Genomic DNA, 22169 nt, shown 5'->3' with positions numbered 1-22169 from the left:
ATCGGTTCTAGCTGGTTTGATTGATCCAGTCAGTGCTTTTCCGAATCGCTGCATCAAGATCGCCCATTGAGATCTGCCAGCGCTGTTGAAATTGCGTCAATCGTTCTCGATCCAACTGTTCTGTTCTTAGAAAGCTCAGCATTTCCGTAGACATTTCTAATTTTTTCGCCAACCATTGCCATTTTAAAATAAACCTCAATACAGCAAGTGGCACATGTCGTGTAGGCGCTTTGACCTGCAATTGATCTGCAATCATACGGGTTAGTTGATGCAAAGCCAGATTGTCTTCACTCATAACCAACATTGCTTGATTCGACAAAGCCATATCAGCAGAAGCACTGACCATTATCCGACATAGGTCATCGACACGCACTAAAGGTAGATAGTGCTGAGCCGTTGCAGGGATTGCACTCATTTTTCTCCGTTTGAGCACATCAATCATTTGCGCGATCGGTTGATTGATTGGAATTTCACCAGATTCCTCATCGCCAACAACTGTTGCAGGATGAATAATAGTCCAATCGACTGATAGCTGTTGTGCCTGTTGTATCCATGCAAAATGCGCTTCTATTTTCGATGCCTCATAAGCACCTAAATGTTGGTATACAGCTGGCCAGTCGGTATTGTCCGGCTGCTCAAGGCAGACTCCCGCTTGCTGTAAATGACTTAAAATCGTCAACATATAACCCGAAACGTGCACAGCGCGTTTTAAATCACACCGCCGATGCACACAATCTAATAAATTCAATGCACCTTCAACATTGACTGCCCGTGCTTGCTGCAAACTCAGGTTCCATGCAAATAATGCACTGCTATTATATAAAGTGTTGACGGACTTTAATTTTTCCCAATCCCCACTGCTAATAGCTAAATTAGCTTGTGTTACATCTGCTTGAATAAACGTCAGTTGATTCAAGGCAACACCCTTTTGACTGAGCCAATCACTGAGCATTACTTGTTGTTTCGCTTGATTCCGAACCAAGGCAAAGACCGCGTGGCCCTGCCTCAAGAGTTCTAAAATTAAATAACGACCAATAAATCCCGTTGCACCTGCAACCAATGCGACTGGTTGATCTGGCTGTGTTTTTAAGTTGTTATGCTCCATCTGATACGCCCTTTTTAATGAATGTAGGCAGAGGCTAAAGGATGGAGTACACTCAATGGTCAAGTGATTTATGCACCACTTTTTTATAAAATAATAAAGGATACCGACCATGTTGATTGGACAATTAGCAAAACAGGCCGATCTGAGCCGAGACACCATTCGCTTTTATGAAAAAATGCAGTTGATCCAATCCATCACCTGTAATAATGGCTATAAAGATTACCCAGAACAGACGCTGCAACAATTGCAATTGATTCGTACTGCCAAAAATCTAGGTTTTGCCTTGAGTGAGATTAAGCAGATTTTAGCAATGACAGCACAGGATGAAATTCCCGCACCACAAGTCCAAACCATCCTCCAAGAAAAGCTCAACATGATCGATGAAAAAATTGCACAGCTTCATCAAATCAGAACAATGCTGAACAAGCTCACGCAAGGAGAAGCATGTCCATTAAGAGCAGACTGCCCTATTCCAGTATTCAATTAATTACTTTGAAAACAGGCATAAATCGCAACAACTGCTCATGTGTATAAACTAAAACTTATCCACAGCTTTGCTGCATTAATCATCAGTATCGTCTGTTGATTTCTCCTCTAGCATATTTTCTGGATTACATCTTTTCAGTGTCATTGCAACACTCATCTTCCAATACATGCACTCCATGTCTTGAATTAAAATAAAAGAGGAAAATCCCACAAATGCCTTCATTACAATCTATTGACACAACACGAGATGACTCACTCAATAAAATTGTCTCTTAATAGAACTCAATTAATTGCTTTTAATCATATTAAATTCTCAACATTGACTATTTTGACATGCTTTATCTGTCAAAGGGTTAGCAAAAAATAAGGGGTTTTCTCCCAATCTAAAAATGCATTCATAAAAAACATACAAAATAGTGTCATTTTCATGCTTCTTTAGCGGTATATAACATTCTGTAAAGATTCAGTTACAGAATCTTGCTTGGTTGAAAAGGAACATATATGAGTCAGACATATAGCAAGGAAGAAAAAAGAAGTCGCATCAAAGGTATTGTGGGTGCGGCATCAGGGAATTTAGTTGAGTGGTTTGATTTCTATATTTATGCTGTGTTTGCTGCCTATTTTACGCATGCATTAACTGCCCCAGATATGGAACCAACCACGAAAGCCATTTATGTGTGGGGTGTATTTGGTGCCAGCTTTTTCATGCGCCCAATCGGTAGTTGGCTATTCGGGCGTATTGCTGACCGTCAGGGCCGTAAGCAATCGATGGTCATTTCGATTTGCTTAATGGCACTCAGTTCATTCCTCTTTGCTGCCTTACCCACTTATGATCAAGTCGGCATGTGGGCACCCTTTTTACTGCTCATGGTACGTTTACTACAAGGTCTTTCCGTTGGTGGTGAATATGGTGCCGTTGCCACCTACATGAGTGAACTGGGTCTAAAAGGACAACGAGGCTTCTTTGCCTCCTTCCAATACGTCACCTTATCAGGCGGGCAACTACTTGCCAGTTTACTTGGGGTGATCTTGCTGGGCTTTATGAGCGAACAACAACTGAATGATGGTGGATGGCGTATTCCATTTGTGATCGGTGGTGTTGCTGCATTATTGTCTTTACTCGCACGTAGTCGTTTAGAAGAAACTTTGTCACATGAAGATGCTGAGCGTGAAGAATCAGGCAGCTTAATTGCCTTACTGAAGCAGCACTGGAAAACCTTCTTATTGGTGGTGGGCTATACCTCAGCAGGTTCACTCACCTTCTATGTAGTGACCGTTTATTCAAAAACCTATCTCACCAACATCGGTATGGATGGTAAAACCGTTGGCTTTATCATGACCACGGCGCTATTTGTCTTTATGCTGGCACAACCGTTGTTCGGTATGCTTTCCGATCGGATTGGTCGTCGTGCGTCCATGTTGGCATTCAGTTTACTCAGCGCCATCTTTATTTATCCTGTCATGGTCACAGGCATGCGTAGCTTTGCTGACTCCCCTGTCATCATCACCCTGTTACTGATCTTCTTGATGATGTTGCTGAGCTTCTATACCTCGATCAGTGGTCTAGTTAAAGCTGAAATGTTCCCACCGCATGTCCGTGCTTTAGGTGTCGGCTTTTCTTATGCTGTGGGTAATGCCTTATTTGGGGGTTCCGCGCCATCGGTAGCGTTATTATTTAAAGATGCAGGCATTGAAAATACCTTCTTCGTATACGTCATTATCATGCTGTTAATCTGTTTCATGTGTAGTTGGGCCTTACCGAAAAAGCCTGAATATCTGGAACATGACCACTAAATAAATTGTGTCCTAAATCTAAACCACTTTTGTAAAAGCAAAGGTGGTTTTTTTATTTTGAGCGTTATTGCAAATAAGGATTGAAGTGCACCAACTGCTTAAGTCCACTCTGTACCAGCATGGCGGTACGGGAGCGAGGACGCTGCTGTGCTTCTTGTTGAATAAATTCAATCATACTTTGGCTGAAATCCAGACGGGGATATTGCTGCTGTAATTGCTGTCTAAACTGTTTAGAAAACTCAAAACCTCGACTGCCGATCACATCACAACTGGCCGCTTGTTGCAGCAAATGCGCTTCTACTCCCTGATCGAGTCCAACATAAGGATTCATATGCAGACTGATCACATCAAACAGTTGATCTGCACGAGGCAATTGCCACCCCTGTTCAAGCGACCAATCTCTTGCCGCATAAGCGCCTTGACCAGCAAAGCAGCGGCACTGTGCATGATGCTGATAATGTTGTTCTGTCATGCCTAAATCATGCAATAAACAGGAAACCGCTAATAATTCATCATCTGGTTTTAAATGCTGCATTTGGGCAAATGCTGTGGCATAGCACCATGTTCTGAGACAATGATTCTGTAAAGTCTGCGAACTGCAATCCTGCATTTTCTCCAAGGCCTGTCGCACATCTGAACTGTCTGGCAGGCTCAGATCATCCACCTCAAGTTCATGCTGCGTAGCAGGTTTATCCCGATAAGCCAAACTGTACATTTTGATGCTTTGCTTAAGTACAGGTAAAAGACTATCGCTCAAGAGTGCCATACGATCTTTTAAGGATAAATCCCCCGAAGTCTGCGCCATCCAAGCTTGTCGACCAATTTGCATTTTTATTCAACCTCAAAATTAGAGTAATTACTCTAATTTATCTTTTACTGCAAAAAAACACAGAAGTCAAAATCAAGTCACGTCCTTCGGACTGTTCTCGGTACAGCATTTTTAGAAAGATGGTGATTAAATCTACCGCGCTCATCTTCAGATATCACTCCAAAATCTGGCTACTTTGTCGGCAATTCATTATTTCGCTCTGACCTATTTTCCGAAAAAATTAAACAGAATGTTCATTTATTAGTCTAATCGTTTAGTTTTTCTTCTTAAATTTAAGAACAAATTAAGTTTTTATGCATAATGGTCGGCGCTTTATTTTTTATTTTTGGTGTATTTTTAACACTTTTTTTATGGCAAGAGGTTACAACTTTAGGGAGTAAATAATGCTGACGCTGATAGGTATTCTAATTATTGTGACAATTGTTGCGCTACTGATGTCTGGTAAAACCAGTCCAATTGTTGCAATGTCGATTGTTCCTCTTATTGGCGCGCTCATTGCTGGTTTTTCGATTAGCGAGATTTCTGGTTTCTTTGAAGCCGGTCTAGCCAAAGTGACCAAAGTGGCGACCATGTTTTTATTCGCCATTTTGTTTTTTAGCATTTTAAAAGAATTACATGTCTTTGACCCCATGATTAAACGCATGGTGCAAATGACCCGTGGCAATGTCGTGATCGTTGCCGTGATGACCACCCTGATTGCTGCGATTGTACATTTAGATGGATCAGGCGCTGCCACTTTTTTAATTATTATTCCAGCCTTATTACCACTTTACCGTAAATTGGGTATGAGTCCCTATCTGATGCTATTACTGATGGCAGGCAGTATGGGCGTAATGAATATGGTGCCATGGGGCGGACCTTTGGGACGTGCTTCAGCCGCAACAGGTTTAGATGCTGCCACACTCTGGCATAGTCTGATTCCCGTTCAAGTGGTGGGTGTTGCAGGGATGATGGTATTTGCCGTATTCATGGGATTACGTGAGAAAAAACGTATTCTCGCGGCCCAAGCCCTTGGCACTACACCATTTGAACAAGACTGTATGGCCAAAGATCTGGCAGAAGACCTGCAAGAAGATGCCAAACCAAAAAATCTATGGTTTAACTTGGGGCTAATCGTTGCTGCCATTGTATGTTTGGCTTTTGGTCTGTTCTCTGCCCCTTACGTATTTATGATTGCCCTTGCCTTGGTCTTGATCGTCAATTTCCCACAGCCGAAAACACAGATTGAAGTGATTGGTCGTCATGCACCGCAAGCATTGAGCATGGTTGCCATTATTTTTGCGGCAGGTGCTTTCCTTGGGATCTTGTCTGAATCTGGTATGCTGCAATCGATTGCTTTGGACCTCATTAAAATTCTGCCAAGTACATGGATTGCGAGTCTGCACATTCTGGTCGGAATTTTGGGTGTCCCGATGGACATCTTTACCAGTACGGATGCCTATTACTTTGCCTTACTACCCATTGTGCAGGAAGTCACTGCCACAGCTGGGGTCAATGCAGATTCGGTGGTATATGCCATGGCGATTGGCAACAATGCAGGTACCTTTGTCAGCCCATTCTCACCTGCAACTTGGCTTGCAGTCGGACTGACTGGCACCGACATGGGGCGCCATCTACGCTATTCGTTTGGCTGGATCTGGTTATTCAGCTTCTTTACCTTAGGGGCTGGTTTCTTGCTGGGCCTCTACTGATCTTTAAAATAGGAAAAAGCATACTCAGGTATGCTTTTTTTATTGACTATTTGCTTTGCCCACATACATGAGGTCTTTCCCTTCCCATTACAATTTGGTTTTTAATAGCCTATCTAACCAGTCAACAAAGTCCTGAAAATATTGGGGACGGTACTGACGATCTGTCAGTAAAAGACTCACAGCTAATTGCAAACATGGTGTATCGGTAAATAAACGTTGTAACCGTCCTTGCTCAACATAAGGCGCTGCATCAAATTCAGGAATCTGAATGATACCAAGACCTGCTAAACCTGCCTGAATATAGGCCTCAGTATTCTCAACCAATAAACGATACGGCATTTTAATCCGATGCGCTTGGAATTCCAGCTCACTCCATTCCCGATAATGTTTGGCCACATGATAATCCACCGCAAAATGCTGTTGTAATTGATCAAACTGTGTCGGTTCTCCAAATTCAGCCAGATAATGGGGCGCCACTACTGTCCAGATTTCGGTCTGGCAAATCGGTCGAATGAGTAGATATTCATCCTGCACCTGCCCAACACGCACGACACAATCCAATTGTTGTTCAATCAAATTAGAAAAATCATCACTGCCATTGATCAATACTTTGACCTTGGGATAGCGTTGATAAAAGGAGGATAAATGTGGAATCAGAACTTGAGTCGCTAAGCGTTTTGGCAGACCAATACTGATCTTGCCTTCTTGACTGCGTACTTGGCTTTTAAAACGATTGAGTTCTTTAAGCTGAGTAACCAAGCGCGTGGCTTCCTGGTAAAACAAGCTGCCCTCATGAGTTAAAGCCACTTTACGTGTAGTGCGATAAAACAATAATACTTCATATTCTTTTTCAAGCATTTGGATCGCATAAGTGACATTGGAACGTGGTAGCCCCAATTGCAATGCAGCTTGGGCAAAAGATTGTTTCTCTGCGACCAAGCAAAAGATTCTTAAACGATCGATCTTGTCCATTTTATTGTTCAACTTTTTTGTACAATCAATTCAATACTAACAACTATTTCAAACAAATAAATTCCACTAGGATGATTTTTATGCCAAACAACTCAAGGGAAATCCCATGTCACAGCATAATCTCAATGGAAAAACCGTATTGATCACGGGTGGTGCAAAAAACTTAGGTGGTCTAATTTCACGTAAATTTGCAGAACAAGGCGCAAATCTACTCATTCATTACAATAGTGCTGCCACGCAAGCCGATGCTGAACAAACCTTAAAGGATGTACAGGCACTCGGAGCAAAAGCGATCTTGGTACAAGCCGATTTATCCGATATTCAAAATATCGAGCAACTGTTTCTCACTGCCAAAGAAAACTTTGGTGGTGTCGATATTGCGATTAACACGGTAGGCCGTGTCCTGAAAAAACCCTATTTAGACACCACCGAACAAGAGTTCGATGGTATGAATGACATCAACAATAAAATTGCCTATTTCTTTATTCAATCAGCAGGTCGTCATCTGAATGACAATGGCAAGATCTGCACCATCGTAACCAGTTTACTTGCAGCGTATACGGGACTTTATTCAACCTATGAAGGCTTAAAAGCACCCGTCGAACATTATACCCGTGCCGCATCTAAAGAATTTGGTGAACGTGGTATTTCGGTCACTGCCGTTGCACCAGGCCCAATGGATACCCCATTTTTCTACGGTCAGGAGGCACCTGAAGCGGTGGCCTATCATAAATCAGCATCTGCTTTAGGTGGCTTAACCAAAATCGAAGATATTGAACCTTTGGTTCGCTTCTTGGTAACTGATGGTTGGTGGATTACAGGGCAAACCATTTTTGCCAATGGCGGTTATACCACCCGTTAATATTTGATACCTCATCAACTTGGGATACAACGGCTTATCCCGAGTTGACTAATTTAATCCATAAACCAAAGCATAAAAACAAAGCAAACTCAAAATAATGGTCAGCAAGGTATGTTTGACCTTATATGCAATCACAATGGTTAAAATCGTGGCCAAAAAATACGGATTCAATAAAGTCGAACGAAATGCACCATGTTCATCCATAAACACAATCGGCGTTGCAATCGCTGTAAGCAAACATGGTGCAGAATACTGTAAGGATTGTTGAAACCATTTCGGTAAGCGCAACGGAATATTCGGTTCTAGCAAAATATAGCGATTCATAAACACCACCACAGCCAGAATAATCAAAAGGAACCACGTCATGCCACACGCTCCCGCAGATTCTGCAAACAAGTGGCGGTTAACATACCGATCACCCCTGCCAAAATGGCGGCACTTTTAATGCCTAGACTTAAAAAAACCAGCGTGAGCAGCACGGAAACCAATACCCCAACGAGCGTATTTAAGTTCTTAATAAAAGGAATCACAATCGCAATAAAAGTTGCAACAATGGAAAAGTCCAAATGATACTGATCGAGATTCGGTACTGAAGAGGCAAGTAATATCCCACACACACTAAACAAGACCCAACACAGATAAAAACAACTGCCCGCACCCAATAAATAATAAATATAGTGCTGCTGCTTTTTAATGCTCACTGCAAATAATTCATCCGTGAGCAAGAAACCCAACATCAGCCGATGTTTGAGAGGTTGCTTGGAAATATCTTCACGTAAATACAGTGCATATAAATAATGCTGCGTGGTAATCAAGAAGACTGAAATAATAATGGTCAGTGCTGGCGTACCTGCCATCACCAAGCCCAAGGTCATCAACTGTGCGGCACCAGCAAAGACTAAGGCTGACATAGCAATCGCCTGCCCAGTGCTCAACCCAGCTTGCACAGCCATAGAACCCGCCAATAATCCCCACGGTAATACAGCGAAACAGAGCGGCAGTATTTTGACGACCCCATTGAGAAATGCCCGCGATATGCTCATTGGCGTATCATCGGTTATGGCTTCGCTTAACATCGACATCACAATTTTTCATACAAGATTGGCTCACTATGCCAAACTTTACTCAGCCTGAATTGTACAAAATTGCTATTTTATTTGAGATAAGCCACATAGCCGCCTGGGGTAATCCCAAAAGTCTGACGAAAATGTCGACTGAAATGGCTCTGATCCGAAAAACCACATTGTTGCGACACTTCAGATAACAGCAGCCCCTGTCTTAACAATTTTTGTGATTTTTGCAGTCGTGCTTGCACCAGCCATGCATGCGGTGAAAGCCCCACATGTTTTTTAAATTGACGTAAAAAATGCCATTGGCTGAAATTGGCCATTGCTGCAAGTTCAGCCAAGGAAAACTCTTGCTCTGGCATACTCGCCATCAGCTCCTTGATATTAAGGATACGTTGTTTGGCATTACTCAGATCGGCAATCTGCGGTTTCACCTGACTGTATTTCGAGACCAGCCAAGCAATGGTCGACAGAAACAAGGTCTGTTTTAATAAGGTATTATTGGGTTGTTCCAATAAATCGAATAACAGACGGAATTGCTGTGCCAACCCTTCATCATGCAATACCGCCTCTCTAAACCAGGGTGCTGTCCCATGTACGGTGGTCAAATCACGGGTCAATTCATAAAAGACTTCAGGAGTTGGGTACATAGCACGATAACGCCAACCTGTTTCGACTGCCGCAGAACCGGTATGTACTTCATCGGCATTGACCAAAATAATATCGCCTTGTGGTGCAACATGGTTGCCCCCTGTGCGATAGAAGCGTTGCGCCCCTTCTTCAATCACGCCAATGCAAAATCCTTCATGAACATGTCGTGAAAATTCCTGCTGATAATAACTTGCTTTTAGCATTTCCAAACCACCCAGCTCTGCTAGGTGTAAGTAATCGACTTGCTCACGAGGTCTACGCGACATCACGACCTCCTTTGAAGTTTTTGCATTGTGTCAGATTAACGCGATTCAGAGAGATGTATAGAACAAAATTGCTATTTGTTCAAAACAAAGATGAATCTTAGTTGTGCAGTCAAAATAGATGAATAAGCTTTTATTCAACCATTTAAATGATTAATTAAAATAAAGAATATTTTTTATCTACTCTGATGCAAAGAAAATAAAAAAGATAATCATCTAGACATATTTAATTTTTATTTAAAATCTTTTAAAATCCGCACATAATTTATGCAATAAATTGTAATAAAACCAAAAGCAAAAAAATTGAGAGAACACTATGTTAAATCCACTGCACCCTAAAAAATTAATCCCTTTAAGTTATGCAATCGCACTCAGTCTTTCTGTATTAGGAACCACCACAATTCCAAGTTATGTACATGCATCGGCATCTACGGAAGAAACTGCAGCCAATAATACGACCACTCAAAATGCTGCAGAAAACCCAATGGCAACATTAGATTGGCATTTAGGGCCGAAAAAAGAAAATGTCGCCAATGTGGCAACTTTAAATACCCTCAAAGATGAAGGATTTTTAGACCCAAAGAATGCTGATAAATTTCTAGAACTCACGGGAAATTTAACCACAGGCACGACCAATATTTTAGTCGCTCCAGATGATTCATGGTGGGCAACCTTTGATTTTGATCCCTCGGGCTATGTTAAAGATGATGAGAAAATCGATGCTGATGCCCTATTAAAACAACTCAAAGAGTCTGATGAACCATCTAATGAAGAACGCGCACGTTTAGGTTATCCAAAATTGTATACCGTTGGCTGGGCCGTTCCGCCACATTATGACAATCAAACCAAACGTTTAGAGTGGGCACTTAAAATCCGTGATGAAGAAAATAATGAAGCCATTAACTATACCATTCGTATTTTAGGGCGTACTGGCGTCACCAGTGCAACCCTAGTATCTGACGAAGAACATTTAACTCAGAATATTAATGCATTTAAAACCAGTTTAAAGGGCTTTGATTATAATTTTGGTGAGAAATACGCAGAATACCGTGAAGGCGATAAAGTCGCTGAATACGGCCTAGCTGCCTTAATTGCAGGGGGCGCAGCAGTCGTTGCAACCAAAAAGGGTTTCTGGGCTGCGATTGCCGCATTCTTCGCAGCAGCATGGAAATTCATTGCTGTAGGTGTGATTGCCGTAGGCGGGTGGCTTCGCTCCCTATTTAATAAAAATAAGTCATAAATGTCGTTATCCTTCGACATACTGATCATACTAGGCATAGTCGGGTTCTATATTTATGACTCGGCTCATCTCTATTTTTATAATGAATTTAATATTCAAAAAGGGTTGGGCTCTACCTTTAAATCGCAATTGATTTCCAGACAACTAAATGTCTTCCGTAAATATTTATTTATTCCAAACCTATGCTTGTCTCATCAACTACTTTTTAAATGTGCATGGAAAATCAAAGATCCTGACCCCACGATTCACCACCATGATATTATCCATCTCAAAAATATCAGCCAAACCCTAAAACCTCTGCAATGGCTTAATATTTTGGTCTTTGTGCTGACCTTAGTGGTTTTACCCTTTTTAATTGTATTTAAAGCAGGCTATCTTGCTGTTGCAATCATCTTAGTCATTATTTATAGCTTAAATCTTATTTCAATCTTATTTGTGATCGTCAAAAGGAAAAAACTCCAGCTTTCTTGGCTTAAAATCATGCAGCTGTTATTAGATGCATTCCTCTGCCCACCTTTTGCATTAAATCTATTACGAAAAATTAGTTTAAATTATCAGGCTAAAACGGATGGTATTTTACTGGCCGCTCAAATACTCGATCCACAACAATATCAACGCCTATTGGAGAACATTTTGCTGGATATCCAAGCCTTAAAAATGGCTTCTACTGAGCAGAACATCGCTCAGCTCGAATTAAGAGAGCAACAACTCCTTACTTTAAAAATAGCAATTGAGTCTAAATAGCGGCCCCCAAAGGAGGCGATTAAAACCTTGATCAGTTTAATGACATTGGAATATCCATACGTCTGATGGCTTGACCATATTTAAGCCCTGCGTCTTTTTCCATGCGATAACAGACTTTGACATTATCATAGGCATCTCGATAAGCATAGACACTGCCCTGAATACACAATTGCGGCTGTTTAAGTGAAAATTGAATCAAGGCAGGCTGACCATTTAATCCACCTTTCTCATCTTTAAAGCCTAAGATTTCATCACGTAATGGAAACACAACCCCAGTTTCAGTATCAATCACCACATAACGAATCGCTTGAGCCGATCCGACATTGAGCAAAATTTTTGTTGCATCATAGTTTGGCAATTGTTTTGCCAATGCCGCTTTATATTGAGCAATACTCTGTTTGGAGCAAAAGTCAAAATCATCATAATCAAAACGACAATCTGCTGTTGCGCTATAAGGAACTTTCGCCAGCGCAGCAAAACTTAAACTTGAAATCGCCAATAGAAACAGTATTTTTTTCATTCTTTCATCCTTGATCTTTTTATGGGTATTGTCATCTCTAAGCTCAAAAATCTAGATTATATGACTTAAAATAAAAGCCTCCGAAGAGGCTTTTATTTAATTTCTCAATTACTTAGAACCTTTAATCCCAGCTTGTAATAACAACGCACCTAAACCACCAATTTTTTGCTCTTGTGGTTTTTCAGATTTTGGTTTGTGATGTTGCGGACGTTTATCACCATCTTTACGTGGTGGACGTTGACCTTGAGGTTTACGCTCAGAACGTTCGGCACGATCTTGTTGTGGACGTTGTTGAGAACGTGCCGCTTTGGCTGGCGCAGAACCTTCTGCACGCATACTCAAATTCACACGATTTCGCTCTACATCCACTTGCATCACACGCACTTGTACGATTTGGCCTGGTTTCACCACTTTATGTGGATCAGACACAAATTCATTAGCAAGTTCAGAAATATGTACTAAACCATCTTGGTGTACACCCACATCGACGAAGGCACCAAAGTTGGTCACATTGGTCACAACACCTTCAAGCTGCATGCCTTCGGTGAGTTGAGCAACCTCAGTAATGTCTTCACGGAATTTTGCAGTGCGGAACTCAGGACGTGGATCACGACCTGGCTTTTCCAATTCAGCGAGCACGTCTTGAATGGTGGGTAGACCAAATTTATCGTCCACAAATTCATCGGCTTTGACTTGGCGAATAATTTCGGTGTTGCCGATAATGTCTTTTACTGTTGTCGCTTTTGCTGCAACAATTTTTTCTACCAAACCATAACTTTCTGGGTGAACAGCAGAAGCATCTAATGGCTCTGAACCATTTTGTACACGCAAGAAGCCCGCAGACTGTTCAAAAGTACGCTCGCCTAAACGTGGCACTTTTTTCAATGATTGACGGTTGTCGAAACGACCATTTTCTTTACGGTATTCCACAATTTGCTGTGCAATCGACTTATTCAGACCCGCAATATAGGCCAAGATCGCTGGTGACGCTGTATTTACATCAACACCCACCGCGTTCACACAGTCTTCCACCACGGCATCCAGTGTTTTTGCTAAGCCCGTTTGGTTGACGTCGTGTTGATATTGACCTACACCAATCGATTTTGGATCGATTTTCACCAGTTCAGCCAATGGATCTTGTAAACGGCGTGCAATTGATACTGCACCACGAATTGAGACATCAAGTTCAGGAAGCTCTTGTGAAGCCAATTCACTTGCCGAGTAAACTGATGCACCTGCTTCACTGACAGTAATACGGGTCAGTTTTAAGTCAGTATTTTCTGCCATCATTTCAGCAACAACCGCTTCTGTTTCACGGCTTGCTGTTCCGTTGCCAATCGCAATAAGTTCCACGTGGAACTCCCGGCATAAACGCGCAAGTTCAGCAATCGAGCCTGCTTTGTCTTCTTTCGGTGCAAATGGATAAATGGTGCTATGTGCCAATACATCACCTGCATCACTGACCACAGCAAGCTTCACACCGGTACGGATACCAGGGTCAACCCCTAATGTGGTACGGCTGCCTGCAGGTGCAGAAAGCAATAAATGACGTAGATTTTCAGCAAATACATCCATTGCTTCAGCTTCAGCAGCCAAACGCTTGTCTGTTAATAATGAATGTTCGATCTGCGGACGAATCTTGCCTAACCAGAACAATTTAGCCGTTTGCTTTAAATAATCCTGACGGCTTTGTGGTTGAATTTGTTCAAGATTGTATTCTGTCTCAATACGAGCTAAGGGCGCATCATCTTCGCCATCTACTTTCAAGCCCAATACATTTTCTTGACGACCACGTAGCATCGCCAATAAACGATGTGATGGTACCTTATTGAGATTTTCAGAAAACTCAAAATAATCACGGAACTTTTTGCCAACTTCTTTTTTCTCATCAGAAGCAACCGCACTTTTCAATACGGCAGTTTTAGCAAAAGTTTGTTTTAATTCAGTGGTTAATCCGATATTTTGTGCCCAGTCATCAATCAAGATATGCTGAATCGCATCCAGCTGGCTTTCTACATCTGGGTAGTCTTCATGACTAAAGCCCGCTAAAGCTTCAGTTGGGTCCACTTGATCTGCAATAATTTTTTCAGCAACAACCCCGAGGCCTGCTTCTTTTGCTTTAAATGATTTGCTGGTCCGTTTTGGACGGTATGGCGCGTAAATTTCTTCTAATGCATTCTTGGTGTCTGCTGCATTAACGCGTGCTAATAAATCATCGCTTAATTTATCTTGTTCTTGTAAAGATTGGATCACCTTCTCACGACGCTCGTATAAATCACGTAAATAAGTTAAACGTGTATCGAGTTGACGTAATTGCGTATCGTCTAAGCCTTGCGTGACTTCTTTACGGTAACGTGCAATAAAAGGAACGCTAGCACCTTCATCAATTAAACGAATAGCAGCTTCTACTTGGTTTGGACGTACGGCAAGTTCATTTGCCAACTGCTGAACTAAGTCAGTCATCGTGATTGATTCCACAAGGGTTAAGTCTAAAAGCACTGATTATAAAGTTCATGGCTATAAAATCCACCATTGTTTTTTTGAATATTGTGAGAGTAGTTTATGCAAATCTCGAAATGTTTCTAAAATACCAAGATTTTTTCGCCTAAATATTGAAAAATAGATTGATTGTCATCATTTTGCCTGTATATATTTGGTATCTATCTCTTGATTTTATTGGCAATATTTGTTGCTTTATAACATAGCCAAAACTGTGCAATGAATCGTATACTCAAAGTTGTATTGATATTTCACAATCGCATTGCATAAAGACGATGACAATAAACGATAAAGGAGCACATCATGAGTTTAGTTGTACCTGCCGAATCGACGGAAACTGTGCACCATGAGACAGACCGAGTCGAACGCATCTTAGTGGTCGATGACGATGTGCGCTTGCGTACGCTATTACAACGCTTTTTGGAAGACAAAGGCTTTGTGGTAAAAACTGCCCATGATGCAACCCAAATGGACCGTTTACTGCAACGCGAACTGTTCTCGCTTATCGTGCTTGATTTTATGCTTCCAGTTGAAGACGGTTTAAGCATTTGCCGTCGTCTACGTCAATCCAATATTGATACACCAATTATCATGTTGACTGCACGTGGTAGTGACTCTGACCGTATTGCGGGTCTGGAAGCGGGTGCCGATGACTATTTACCAAAACCATTTAACCCAAATGAATTACTGGCGCGTATTCGCGCAGTATTACGTCGTCAAGTACGTGAAGTGCCAGGCGCTCCAAGTCAGCAAGTGGAAGTGGTCAGCTTTGGTCCATGGTCTTTAGATCTTTCTACCCGCACCTTAACCCGTGAAGGTCAAGTCGTTACTTTAACGACAGGTGAATTTGCCGTATTAAAAGCACTGGTTCAACATCCACGTGAACCATTAACACGAGACAAGCTAATGAATTTAGCACGTGGACGTGAATGGGGTGCAATGGAACGTTCGATTGATGTACAAGTCTCTCGTTTGCGCCGTTTAATTGAGGATAACCCTGCCCGTGCCCGCTATATCCAAACGGTATGGGGTGTGGGCTACGTTTTTGTTCCAGATGGCGCTGAATAAGCTTAGGAAATAAAACGTTGAAACTTGAACCAATTGATCCACAAGAGTTTACGGACTTTTCGACTTATTCAGAAAGGCCTAGAACCAAATGGGAACGTTTTTTAGATAAAATTAAACCGCGTTCCGCCGCTATGCGCACCACCATTCTGGTGCTGTTCATGGTGTTCTTTAGCCTGTTTATGTCCTTGTGGTTCTTTTGGCGAACACTTTATCTACCTGAATTACAACAACATGCCCGCTATCTCGCGATTGAATTAGAACTGGTCAACAATCCAGATATCCGTATTCTACATCGCGATAGTGAAGTCGATGTCGATACATGGTTAAAAAATCGTATTGGCATCGAATATGTAACCGATCCAAAAGAATTTCCTAAAGTCGAAGATAAATTCTTAGCGGAACTGTTTACCAATCAGATTGAATCCAAACTGGCCAAAGAACTGGGCGTAGAAAACGTCACAGTTTATTTTAAATTTAAACCAATCCCACGAATTTGGATTCAAACACCCGAAATGAACGGGAACTGGGTCAGAGAACCATTAAAAACCTATACCAACTATAGCGTCGAACTGATCGCGGGATGGTTATTTGGTGTTCCTATCGTATCCTCCATCATTATTTTAATTTTGGTTCGACAAATGAATCGACCTTTGCGTCGTTTACAAAATACAGCCAACAATTATAGTAAAACAGGTAAAGCCCCGTATCTTGATACCAATCACGGGCCACTTGAAATTCGACAAGTGAATCAGGCCTTTAATCACATGGTGTATACGCTTGAGCAAACCGAACGTGATCGTCAGATTATGCTGGCAGGGATTTCACACGACTTACGTACACCTCTGACCCGTATCCGTCTGACCGCAGAAATGCTGCCAGATGAGTTTTTCCGTGAAGGACTGATCTACGATGTCGATGATATGGATGCAATTCTGAATCAGTTCATTTCCTATATGCGGGATGGTTCGGATGAAGAACTCACAGAAACCAACCTGAATACCCTGCTACAAGAACTGGTGGTGCAATTCAAACCACTGGATATCCGCTTTCAGGCACAAGAGCTCCCTATCATTGCTGCTCGTAGTTTGTCCTTAAAACGCCTGATTGCCAATTTAATTAACAATGCCAAACGCTATGGTGCAGAACCGATTGAATTGTCTGCTAGTCATGTCGACGAGCACATCTTAATTACGGTTGCCGATCATGGTGAAGGGATTCCTCCCGATCAAGTGGAAGAGTTAATGCAACCTTTCGTGCGTGGTAATTCAGCGCGAACAATTCAAGGCAGTGGTTTAGGTCTGGCGATTGTGAAACGGATTGTCGATATTCACCAGGGACAGATTAGCATTCGTAACCGTGAGCAAGGCGGCTTGGAAGTGGTGATTTCCCTACCCATTTCCACAACACCAAGTGACGAACCCCAAAATAATGCCATCGACAAAATCAAACAGACGCTAACAGGGCATTTTTAAAATTGCCTAATGAGCATCCATGCACAGTCTAGTCATAACTCTTCGACTAAAGTCTTCAGTCCCAGCAATACCGGATTGAGGGCTTGAGTTCGATTTTATACGGATTCAAACCAAACCATTGCCCTGTTCTGAAGTTTCTTTCCTGTATAAATTCAAGCAAATATCACACAGAAAATAAGCAACCGAAAAGCAGATGAATAAAGCGTATGCAGCTGTATTAGACCTTAGCCTTATTTCAATTCACTTTTCATGTTTTAGCGCTAAAATCCATAGCCAATGAAAAGCAATATTGAGAATGGATGATGTCTTTAAGTCGTATTCGTCTTGCAGCACTGCATGACAAAGTGATGAGTGCAGAGCAGGCAGCTCAGTTTATTAAAAATGATATGACGGTTGGCATGAGCGGTTTTACCCGTGCTGGCGAAGCCAAAGCTGTTCCACAAGCATTGGTTGAGCAAGCCAAAAAAAATCCGTTAAAAATCACATTAATTACCGGTGCGAGCCTCGGCAACGACTTAGACAAACAATTGACAGAAGCAGGTGTGCTTGCACGTCGTATGCCATTCCAAGTCGACAATACCTTACGTCGTGCCATCAACAATGGCGAAGTGATGTTTATCGACCAGCATTTGTCTGAAACCGTTGAGCAAATGCGTAACCAGCAACTAAAACGTCCTGATGTTGCGGTGATTGAAGCGGTTGCCATTACCGAGGATGGTCATATCGTACCAACCACCTCTGTCGGTAACTCTGCCAGCTTTGCGATTTTTGCAGAAAAAGTCATTGTTGAAATCAATACATCTTTGAGTGAAAACTTTGAAGGTTTACACGATATCTATATTCCGACTTATCGCCCTACCCGTACGCCATTGCCTTTGACACAAGTGGATGACCGTATTGGTTCAACCGCGATTCCAATTGATCCTGCAAAAATCGTAGGGATCGTCTTCAATGACACGGCAGATTCACCATCAACGGTGACTGCACCAGATGCTGAGACTCAAGGCATTGCCAACCACTTGATCAAATTCTTTGAACAGGAAGTGGCTGCAGGTCGTTTAGCGAAAAACTTAGGCCCATTACAGGCAGGCATTGGTTCAATTGCGAATGCTGTTTTAACAGGACTTAAAGATTCGAATTTTGAAGACTTGGTCATGTACTCGGAAGTGCTACAAGACTGTACTTTTGAGTTGATTGATGCCGGCAAGATGAAGTTTGCTTCTGGTAGCTCAATCACCTTATCAGCACAATGTGGCGAGCGTGTATTTGGCAATCTTGAGCATTACAAAGACAAATTGGTACTGCGCCCACAAGAGATTTCAAACCACCCAGAACTCGTGCGTCGTTTAGGTATTATCGGGATTAACACTGCGCTTGAGTTTGATATCTACGGTAACGTCAATTCGACCCATGTATGTGGGACCAAAATGATGAATGGTATCGGCGGTTCAGGTGACTTTGCCCGTAATGCACACCTTGCGATCTTCGTAACCAAATCCATTGCCAAAGGTGGTGATATTTCGTCAATCGTGCCAATGGTTAGCCATGTCGACCATAACGAACATGATGTCGACATCTTGGTCACAGAAGTTGGTTTGGCTGATCTTCGTGGTTTAGCGCCACGTGAACGTGCCCGCGTCATTATCGACAACTGTGTACATCCACTTTATCAAGGTGCGCTCAACGATTACTTTGACCGTGCTTGTGCACGTGGTGGCCATACCCCGCACATTCTTCGTGAAGCCTTGTCTTGGCATGCCAACTTTGAAGAAACAGGTCATATGTTAGCGCCAGCAGCTGTGGCCAAATCTGCTTAACGCTCGGCTCCCATCCAAATAAAAAGCATGTTCCGACATGCTTTTTTTATTCTTCCTATTCTGATGCAGCTAAGCGCCCCACTCTGAGCAAAATTGGAAAAGTGACTCCAATGGATTGCTGTTGTTGTAAAAGGCCCTGTAAGCTCAGCAATGGGCTCTTATGCTGTTGATCTTGGTAATGCTTCACCGCAGACCAAGTATTTAAATAATCCCACAATTGCGGCCCTGTCCAGCTTAACTTAATCTGAAATTGCGGCATGCTGATTTCCTCAAAAGGAAATGGGATCGTTTGATAAAGCTCATCAATATAACGTCGTTCCGCATCCCAAAAGCCCTTTAAAGTATGATGATAGAGCTGATCGATTCGCTGATTTAGATCTGTACCATCCAACTGGATTAAGCCATAACCAATCACCGCAAAAATACCGTCTGCTTTCAGCGTTCGCCTCACTTCTGCATAGAATTTTTCAAAATCAAACCAGTGAATCGCCTGGGCAACGGTAATTAAATCAAAATACTGATCTGGAAATATGGAGTGCTCTGCGGCTTGTTGTAAATACTGTACATTGGCGAAGACTGGAGCCTGATCTAATTGATTTTGACTGAGGTCCGTTGCAACCACTTGCTGAAAATAGGGAGCGATCAGTTGAGTTAGCTGTCCCGAACCTGCCCCGCAATCCCATGCGCAAGCAAAACCATTCAGTTGCTTGACCAAGCTATGGATCAACGAGTGTGGATAGGTCGGCCGTGCTTGTTGATAAAGTTTACTGTGTGCCGAAAATAAATCCTTCATCTGGGTTTATTCTTCAATTTTTCTACTTGTCATCAATATAACAAAATATTGAAGCAATAAAAAAAGCCCCAAACTTTCGTTTGAGGCTTTTTGAATATGGTGGCGAGACCCAGGATCGAACTGGGGACACACGGATTTTCAATCCGTTGCTCTACCTACTGAGCTATCACGCCGATGGGGTGTATTAAGCCGTATCTCAGCTGAATAGTCAATAATTATCATGAGCTTTTGATTTGAATGCACATTTTTCACGCAATCAATTTTAAGGCAAAAAAAATCCCTGATGGGATCAGGGATTGAAAATACAAATTTATGGTGGCGAGACCCAGGATCGAACTGGGGACACACGGATTTTCAATCCGTTGCTCTACCTACTGAGCTATCACGCCAAAGTGGGCGTATTAAACAATGTTTGTCTAAGCCCGTCAAGCAAATTTGTGGTTTTTTCTCTTAAACGCTTAATTTTACTACAAAGCAGTCACCTAGAACTTAGATTTTGCCAAGATGTGATAAACAGCGATGGATGGCCCCACAACCCGGTTCAAACTGTTTAACCCCTTGTTCTTCTTCCATACGGCACACCTCTTCAACCAAGCGTTCAGCGACCCCACGCCCACGATTGGCTGGGTGTACCACAATATATTCCAAAACACGGCTTTCACCTTGTCCTGTCGCCCAAATTGCACCTATAATTTTGGTGTTAAATTCAGCAGTATAAACTGTGGTATATTGCTGTAGATTTTGTTCAAGTTGTTCCATTGCATCTTGCCCATCGCCAAACTCTGGGCTGGTATCGTAAAGTCGCTCTAGCTGAGTACGAATTCCTAGATTATCCAGAGAACTGTAAGCATGTACGGTAATAGGCATTGATTAACCCTCCTGAGCAAACTATGATGCTGTCACTTTTTCGTCACAGCGAAACTATTGGTTTTTAATTCAATCATTTTTGACGTTTTTTGAGGAACGTGTCCATGACGCAACGTATCAGTGAAGTGGTAAGAAATACCAACGAAACAAAAATTCGAGTTCGTCTCAATCTCGATGGTACTGGTCAAGGCACACTCAACACTGGAGTTCCATTTTTAGACCATATGATTGATCAAATCAAGCGCCATGGTCTATTTGATATCGACATTCATTGCGATGGTGACCTAGAAATTGATGACCATCACACGGTCGAAGACTGTGGAATCACCTTGGGACAAGCCTTTGCGCAAGCACTCGGTGATAAAAAAGGCTTACGTCGTTATGGGCATTTTTATGCGCCATTAGATGAAGCACTGTCTCGTGTTGTGGTTGATCTGTCTGGTCGTCCGGGCCTGTTTATGGATATTCCATATACACGTGCTCGCATCGGAACCTTTGATGTCGATTTATTTTCAGAGTTCTTCCAAGGTTTTGTCAATCATTCGCTGATGACACTGCATATTGATAACCTGAAAGGCAAAAATAGTCACCACCAGATTGAAAGTGTGTTTAAAGCTTTAGCACGCGCATTACGTATGGCCTGTGAAATTGACCCACGTGCAGAAAACACCATCGCTTCAACCAAAGGTAGTTTGTAATGACCCGTATTGCTTTACTTGATTATGGCATGGGCAATCTACACTCTGCGGCGAAAGCGCTAGAGCATGTCGGTGCAACAGTTGATGTCACCAATGACCCGAAACTGATTGCCAAAGCTGATAAAATTGTTTTCCCAGGTGTAGGGGCGATGCGTGACTGCATGCAAGGTATGCATGAAGCTGGGATTGATGAGGTGGTCCGTCAGGCTGCATTCAATAAGCCTGTGCTGGCAATTTGTGTTGGTATGCAAGCCCTCTTACAAAGTTCGGAAGAAAATGGCGGTGTGGCTGCATTGGGTATTTTTGATGGTGTAGTGAAACACTTTCCTGAAATTCCTCATTTAAAAGTACCGCACATGGGTTGGAATCAAGTACATCAACTTGATCCAAGTCATCCCATGTGGAATAACATTGAGCAAGATGCACGTTTCTATTTTGTGCACAGCTATTATGTTGAACCAAAAGATTCAGCAGTCACTGCGGCAACGTGTGATTATGGCGTAAATTTCTGTACCGCAATTCATAAAGACAATTTGTTTGCAACTCAGTTCCATCCTGAAAAAAGTCATACCGCTGGTTTACAGTTGTTAAAGAACTTTGTGGAATGGAATATTTAAGCAGCCGTCGATGCAGATCAAGTTTCACGTTATGACTTGATCTGCAACTGATAAAATAAATTAAGCTTTAATTTAGAAAATTTTTCTTTATTATTCTAATGCATACATTTTTCA

The 22169-nt window shown here is 42.1% G+C and carries 21 protein-coding genes and 2 tRNA genes; 11 read left to right on the top strand and 12 right to left on the bottom strand.

Annotated features, from left to right (window positions below; translation table 11 throughout):
- Positions 1-7: 7 nt before the first annotated feature.
- The gene (locus NG55_RS10280) at positions 8-1105 is read right to left on the bottom strand and encodes an SDR family oxidoreductase (protein ID WP_065343191.1); all 1098 of its coding nucleotides are present in this window, start codon (positions 1103-1105) and stop codon (positions 8-10) included.
- 109 nt (positions 1106-1214) lie between these two features.
- Here NG55_RS10280 and NG55_RS10275 point away from each other — a divergent pair, with 109 nt between their 5' ends.
- Both NG55_RS10275 and NG55_RS10270 read left to right on the top strand, forming a co-directional pair.
- Positions 1215-1592 carry a MerR family DNA-binding protein gene (locus NG55_RS10275; protein ID WP_016542697.1) on the top strand — a complete coding sequence of 126 codons (378 nt, stop codon included), beginning with the start codon at positions 1215-1217 and terminating at the stop codon, positions 1590-1592.
- 500 nt (positions 1593-2092) lie between these two features.
- Complete coding sequence (locus tag NG55_RS10270; protein WP_016542696.1) at positions 2093-3385, top strand: MFS transporter; 1293 nt, start codon at positions 2093-2095, stop codon at positions 3383-3385.
- 64 nt (positions 3386-3449) lie between these two features.
- Here NG55_RS10270 and NG55_RS10265 read toward each other — a convergent pair whose 3' ends face one another.
- A complete protein-coding gene (locus NG55_RS10265) occupies positions 3450-4214 on the bottom strand; it encodes an HD domain-containing protein (RefSeq protein ID WP_065343190.1) in 765 nt (254 codons plus the stop codon).
- Positions 4215-4597: 383 nt separating this feature from the next.
- Between NG55_RS10265 and NG55_RS10260 the strand changes: the two genes are divergently transcribed.
- Positions 4598-5905: a CitMHS family transporter gene (locus NG55_RS10260; protein WP_065343189.1), complete on the top strand. Its 1308-nt coding sequence runs from the start codon at positions 4598-4600 to the stop codon at positions 5903-5905.
- A gap of 87 nt (positions 5906-5992) precedes the next feature.
- On the opposite strand, the gene NG55_RS10255 is transcribed toward NG55_RS10260, so the two are convergent.
- Positions 5993-6877, bottom strand: a complete 885-nt coding sequence (locus NG55_RS10255) for a LysR family transcriptional regulator (protein WP_065343188.1) — start codon at positions 6875-6877, stop codon at positions 5993-5995.
- Between the two features lie 106 nt (positions 6878-6983).
- Between NG55_RS10255 and NG55_RS10250 the strand changes: the two genes are divergently transcribed.
- The gene (locus NG55_RS10250; RefSeq protein WP_065343187.1) at positions 6984-7739 is read left to right on the top strand and encodes an SDR family oxidoreductase; all 756 of its coding nucleotides are present in this window, start codon (positions 6984-6986) and stop codon (positions 7737-7739) included.
- 48 nt (positions 7740-7787) lie between these two features.
- Here NG55_RS10250 and NG55_RS10245 read toward each other — a convergent pair whose 3' ends face one another.
- The 3 genes from NG55_RS10245 to NG55_RS10235 form a co-directional block, all read right to left on the bottom strand.
- Positions 7788-8105, bottom strand: coding sequence for an AzlD domain-containing protein (locus tag NG55_RS10245; protein WP_065343186.1), 318 nt, complete (start codon positions 8103-8105; stop codon positions 7788-7790).
- Positions 8102-8815: an AzlC family ABC transporter permease gene (locus NG55_RS10240; RefSeq protein ID WP_032865923.1), complete on the bottom strand. Its 714-nt coding sequence runs from the start codon at positions 8813-8815 to the stop codon at positions 8102-8104. The genes NG55_RS10245 and NG55_RS10240 overlap by 4 nt, the downstream gene beginning before the upstream one ends.
- Positions 8816-8892: 77 nt before the next feature.
- Positions 8893-9723, bottom strand: a complete 831-nt coding sequence (locus NG55_RS10235) for an AraC family transcriptional regulator (protein ID WP_016542689.1) — start codon at positions 9721-9723, stop codon at positions 8893-8895.
- Between the two features lie 313 nt (positions 9724-10036).
- On the opposite strand from NG55_RS10235, the gene NG55_RS10230 reads away from it, so the two are divergent.
- The gene (locus NG55_RS10230; protein ID WP_065343185.1) at positions 10037-10960 is read left to right on the top strand and encodes a DUF2167 domain-containing protein; all 924 of its coding nucleotides are present in this window, start codon (positions 10037-10039) and stop codon (positions 10958-10960) included.
- A complete protein-coding gene (locus NG55_RS10225; protein WP_065343184.1) occupies positions 10961-11704 on the top strand; it encodes a hypothetical protein in 744 nt (247 codons plus the stop codon). It begins immediately after the preceding gene.
- 31 nt (positions 11705-11735) lie between these two features.
- Here the strand turns inward: NG55_RS10225 and NG55_RS10220 are convergent, their stop codons facing one another.
- Positions 11736-12224, bottom strand: coding sequence for a hypothetical protein (locus NG55_RS10220; RefSeq protein WP_023271184.1), 489 nt, complete (start codon positions 12222-12224; stop codon positions 11736-11738).
- Between the two features lie 108 nt (positions 12225-12332).
- Positions 12333-14687, bottom strand: a complete 2355-nt coding sequence (locus NG55_RS10215; protein ID WP_065343183.1) for a Tex family protein — start codon at positions 14685-14687, stop codon at positions 12333-12335.
- A 339-nt stretch (positions 14688-15026) separates the two neighbouring features.
- On the opposite strand from NG55_RS10215, the gene ompR reads away from it, so the two are divergent.
- The 3 genes from ompR (at position 15027) to NG55_RS10200 (ending at position 19080) form a co-directional block, all read left to right on the top strand.
- The gene (gene ompR, locus NG55_RS10210) at positions 15027-15791 is read left to right on the top strand and encodes an osmolarity response regulator transcription factor OmpR (RefSeq protein WP_004657337.1); all 765 of its coding nucleotides are present in this window, start codon (positions 15027-15029) and stop codon (positions 15789-15791) included.
- A gap of 17 nt (positions 15792-15808) precedes the next feature.
- Positions 15809-17263, top strand: a complete 1455-nt coding sequence (locus NG55_RS10205) for an ATP-binding protein (RefSeq protein WP_016542936.1) — start codon at positions 15809-15811, stop codon at positions 17261-17263.
- Positions 17264-17565: 302 nt separating this feature from the next.
- Complete coding sequence (locus NG55_RS10200; protein WP_016660112.1) at positions 17566-19080, top strand: acetyl-CoA hydrolase/transferase family protein; 1515 nt, start codon at positions 17566-17568, stop codon at positions 19078-19080.
- 55 nt (positions 19081-19135) lie between these two features.
- Here the strand turns inward: NG55_RS10200 and NG55_RS10195 are convergent, their stop codons facing one another.
- The 4 genes from NG55_RS10195 to NG55_RS10180 form a co-directional block, all read right to left on the bottom strand.
- Positions 19136-19873, bottom strand: coding sequence for a class I SAM-dependent methyltransferase (locus NG55_RS10195; protein ID WP_065343182.1), 738 nt, complete (start codon positions 19871-19873; stop codon positions 19136-19138).
- Between the two features lie 97 nt (positions 19874-19970).
- Positions 19971-20046, bottom strand: a tRNA-Phe gene (locus NG55_RS10190).
- 140 nt (positions 20047-20186) lie between these two features.
- A tRNA-Phe gene (locus NG55_RS10185) sits at positions 20187-20262 on the bottom strand.
- A 100-nt stretch (positions 20263-20362) separates the two neighbouring features.
- Positions 20363-20740, bottom strand: a complete 378-nt coding sequence (locus tag NG55_RS10180; protein ID WP_004657331.1) for a GNAT family N-acetyltransferase — start codon at positions 20738-20740, stop codon at positions 20363-20365.
- Positions 20741-20844: 104 nt separating this feature from the next.
- On the opposite strand from NG55_RS10180, the gene hisB reads away from it, so the two are divergent.
- On the top strand, positions 20845-21438 hold the full coding sequence (hisB, locus tag NG55_RS10175) for an imidazoleglycerol-phosphate dehydratase HisB (protein ID WP_065343181.1): 594 nt from the start codon (positions 20845-20847) through the stop codon (positions 21436-21438).
- Positions 21438-22055 carry an imidazole glycerol phosphate synthase subunit HisH gene (hisH, locus tag NG55_RS10170; RefSeq protein WP_016542939.1) on the top strand — a complete coding sequence of 206 codons (618 nt, stop codon included), beginning with the start codon at positions 21438-21440 and terminating at the stop codon, positions 22053-22055. The genes hisB and hisH overlap by 1 nt, the downstream gene beginning before the upstream one ends.
- Positions 22056-22169: the final 114 nt, after the last annotated feature.

Source organism: Acinetobacter gyllenbergii (assembly GCF_001682515.1).
GTDB lineage: Bacteria > Pseudomonadota > Gammaproteobacteria > Pseudomonadales > Moraxellaceae > Acinetobacter > Acinetobacter gyllenbergii.
This window is presented reverse-complemented; position numbering and strand designations above follow the sequence as displayed.